The organism is Plesiomonas sp., from assembly GCF_051650925.1.
In the GTDB taxonomy this organism is placed as follows: Bacteria; Pseudomonadota; Gammaproteobacteria; order Enterobacterales; family CAMTGL01; genus Plesiomonas.
In genome coordinates this window covers 1-2,874 of the sequence record NZ_JBOFRH010000171.1, presented here as the reverse complement: position 1 = coordinate 2,874, position 2,874 = coordinate 1, and the positions used below count along the sequence as shown (strand labels likewise).

General features: G+C 46.5%; 3 protein-coding genes. 2 read left to right on the top strand and 1 reads right to left on the bottom strand.

All coding sequences use genetic code 11. The annotated features are described in order from the left end of the window. Positions 1 to 625, top strand: a 625-nt coding sequence (locus tag ACRC27_RS03940; protein ID WP_438639238.1) for an aldehyde dehydrogenase family protein, incomplete at its 5' end; no start/stop codon positions are given. A 110-nt stretch (positions 626 to 735) separates the two neighbouring features. Here ACRC27_RS03940 and queC read toward each other — a convergent pair. Continuing rightward, complete coding sequence (queC, locus tag ACRC27_RS03935) at positions 736 to 1,428, bottom strand: 7-cyano-7-deazaguanine synthase QueC (protein ID WP_438623073.1); 693 nt, start codon at positions 1,426 to 1,428, stop codon at positions 736 to 738. A 191-nt stretch (positions 1,429 to 1,619) separates the two neighbouring features. Here queC and ydiK point away from each other — a divergent pair, with 191 nt between their 5' ends. Beyond that, positions 1,620 to 2,792 carry an AI-2E family transporter YdiK gene (gene ydiK, locus ACRC27_RS03930; RefSeq protein WP_438630958.1) on the top strand — a complete coding sequence of 391 codons (1,173 nt, stop codon included), beginning with the start codon at positions 1,620 to 1,622 and terminating at the stop codon, positions 2,790 to 2,792. Positions 2,793 to 2,874 lie beyond the last annotated feature (82 nt).

Genomic DNA, 2,874 nt, shown 5'->3' with positions numbered 1-2,874 from the left:
TGATCCCTTAATTGAGGGGATGCAAAACGCGTTCACACAGCAATACCCTAATGCACTCGATAACAGTGCTTATACCTCAATTATCAATGCGCAGCATTTTCAGCGGTTAATCCATTTATTGGATGATGCAAAAGAGCAGGGCGCAACCGTTATTCCGTTACAGCAACCGGCGATTGATGAAAGCCGTCGGCGAATCGTGCCGCATATTATCACCGGTGTTACAGATGATATGCTGATTATGCAAGAGGAGATCTTCGGGCCACTGTTGCCGATTAAAACCTACGATGTGATTGGCTCGGCACTGAGGTATATTCATTGTCGGCCAAAGCCTTTGGCACTGTATCTGATGACATCAGAGCCCTTTATCATTGAGATGTGTACTAAGCAAGTTCACTCGGGCGGCTTGTGTATTAATGAAACCATGCGGCATGCGGCAGTTGATAGTTTACCTTTTGGCGGAATAGGGGCCTCAGGTGTTGGCTGTTATCATGGGCCTGAAGGGTTTAAACAGTTATCACATCCTAAAGCGGTGTTACAGTATAAACGGGTCAATTTTAACTCACTGATTCACCCGCCTTACCGCTGGTGGCACAGTTTAGCCGTGCGCTGGTTATCTCGTAAATAGCGGGGATAACCCCGCTGGTATGATGCTGGTACGATAGAGCACCAAAGATAAAATACAAAGATAGAGCACAAATACCCGCTGATAATACGGTGTGTTATACCTAAGGTGTTTTAATCACCTAATCGGGTTTTTTGTAGCATGCTGTGCATAACAACCGGCGAATTATCTAAATACTCTTGTAAGCCCCGCGCACGTAAGTGGCATGCTGCGCACTCACCGCAGCCATCTCCGGCAATGGCGTTATAGCAGGTGAGCGTATTTTTCCGCACCCAAGATAAGCGGCCATAATGGTCAGCTAATGCCCATGTTTCTGCTTTATTTAGCCACATCAATGGAGTATCAAATTGTACTTCACGGCCCATTCCCAGCGTTATGGCATGGTTTAGCGCCCGTACAAATTCATCACGGCAATCAGGATAACCTGAGAAATCGGTTTCACAGACTCCAGTAATCACGTTTTTAGCGCCGATTTGGTAGGCATAGATAGACGCTAGCGTCAGGAATAAAATATTTCGCCCCGGAACAAACGTATTGGGTACGCCGTCAGTGCATTCGGTGGGTACGGGAATGTTATCGCGGGTCAGGCTGCTGATAGCCAGCTCGTTGAGTAATGTTACGTCCATCACCTTATGGGCGGTAACACCTAACTCTGTGGCTAATTGTCGGGCGATATCAATTTCTGCACGATGGCGCTGGCCGTAATCAAAGGTAATACAGTGAACTTCATCATAAATTGAGAGAGCCTGAATTAGACAAGTGGTAGAATCTTGTCCGCCACTGAATACAACAACTGCTTTTGACATGAGATTAACTTCTATACTTATGGTTGGCGGCGGCCAATCACTACATGGCGTACGCTGCGAAAATTCATGCAGATAAGCATAGAGAAAAGGTGTAAGTTGTGCACGCGTTAAATCATGTCATCATTTTAATGCTCTACGATGCGGAGCATTTATCGCATTGTTATTATTAAGATTTTTTATAAAGGCTTTCTATGTCGAGTGAACCCATTACGCCAAGTAAACCTGTTGCGCTGAACAAGCTTGCCACACTGAATAAATCCATTCGTGCTGATTTGGCCGGTACGGTTTTAAGCGTGCTGTTTATTGGCATCTTAATTATTGCTACTTTTTGGGTTGTGAACCCATTTTTGCCCGCGTTAGTCTGGGCAACCATGATAGTGATTGCTACATGGCCTATTTTACTGTTTTTCCAGAAAATACTGTGGGGCAAACGAGGGCTGGCCACATTTGTGATGACAACTGCACTGCTATTGCTGTTTGTTATCCCTATTTTGCTGGCTATCAGTACCATGGTAGAGAATGCTCCTGCGTTAATCGCGTGGAGCGGCAAGCTCTCTTCACTGGATATTCCGGTATTAGATAATCTGAGTAAGATCCCGTGGGTTGGGCCGAAACTGGCTGAAACCTGGATACAAATTCAAGCCAGTGGCGGCAAAGCACTGTTGAGCAAGCTAACGCCGTATATCGGTAAGAGTTTGAGCTGGATTGCCTCACAAGCGGGCAACCTTGGCATGCTGGTGGTTCATTTTATTATCACTGTGGTGATCTGTGGCCTGCTGTATAGCTCAGGTGAGCTGGCTGCTAAAGGGCTACGCCGTTTTACCCGTCGTTTGGCCGGTGAGCGGGGAGATACTGCGGTGATCTTAGCATCACAGGCGATTAGAGCTGTGGCGTTGGGGGTTGTGGTTACCGCACTGGTTCAGTCTGGTTTAGCCGGTGTAGGGCTATTTATTGCTGGTGTTCCTTACGCTATGGTATTGACTGTGCTGATGTTCTTACTGGGAATTGCTCAGTTAGGCCCTGCATTGGTGCTGTTTCCGGCTGTCGCGTGGATTTACTGGAGTGGTGATAATACGTGGGGTACGTTCCTGCTAGTATGGTCACTGCTGGTTGGGAGCATGGATAACTTTATGCGCCCAATGCTGATTAAGCGTGGTGCTGATTTACCGCTGATGTTGATCCTGACCGGTGTTATCGGTGGTTTGTTGGCGTTTGGTATTATCGGCTTATTTATCGGCCCTGTTGTGTTGGCTGTTGCTTATACACTGCTGGTGGCATGGATAAAAGAGGGTGAGCAATTGCAGGAGCTTCCACTAGAGTCTTCTGTAGCGTCTGCGCCGCTCAGTGATAAAGAGCATAGCTAAGAGGATCTTTGTGCTGGTTTGGTGTTTTTCACACTGTTTGTTATCAATAAAACAGTAATAAGGTACAGAGATAAAAAAATAG

Bases quoted from the DNA above. Each gene is read 5' to 3' on its own strand.
- queC (WP_438623073.1), bottom strand. From the start codon at position 1,428: ATGTCAAAAGCAGTTGTTGTATTCAGTGGCGGACAAGATTCTACCACT.
- ydiK (WP_438630958.1), top strand. From the start codon at position 1,620: ATGTCGAGTGAACCCATTACGCCAAGTAAACCTGTTGCGCTGAACAAG.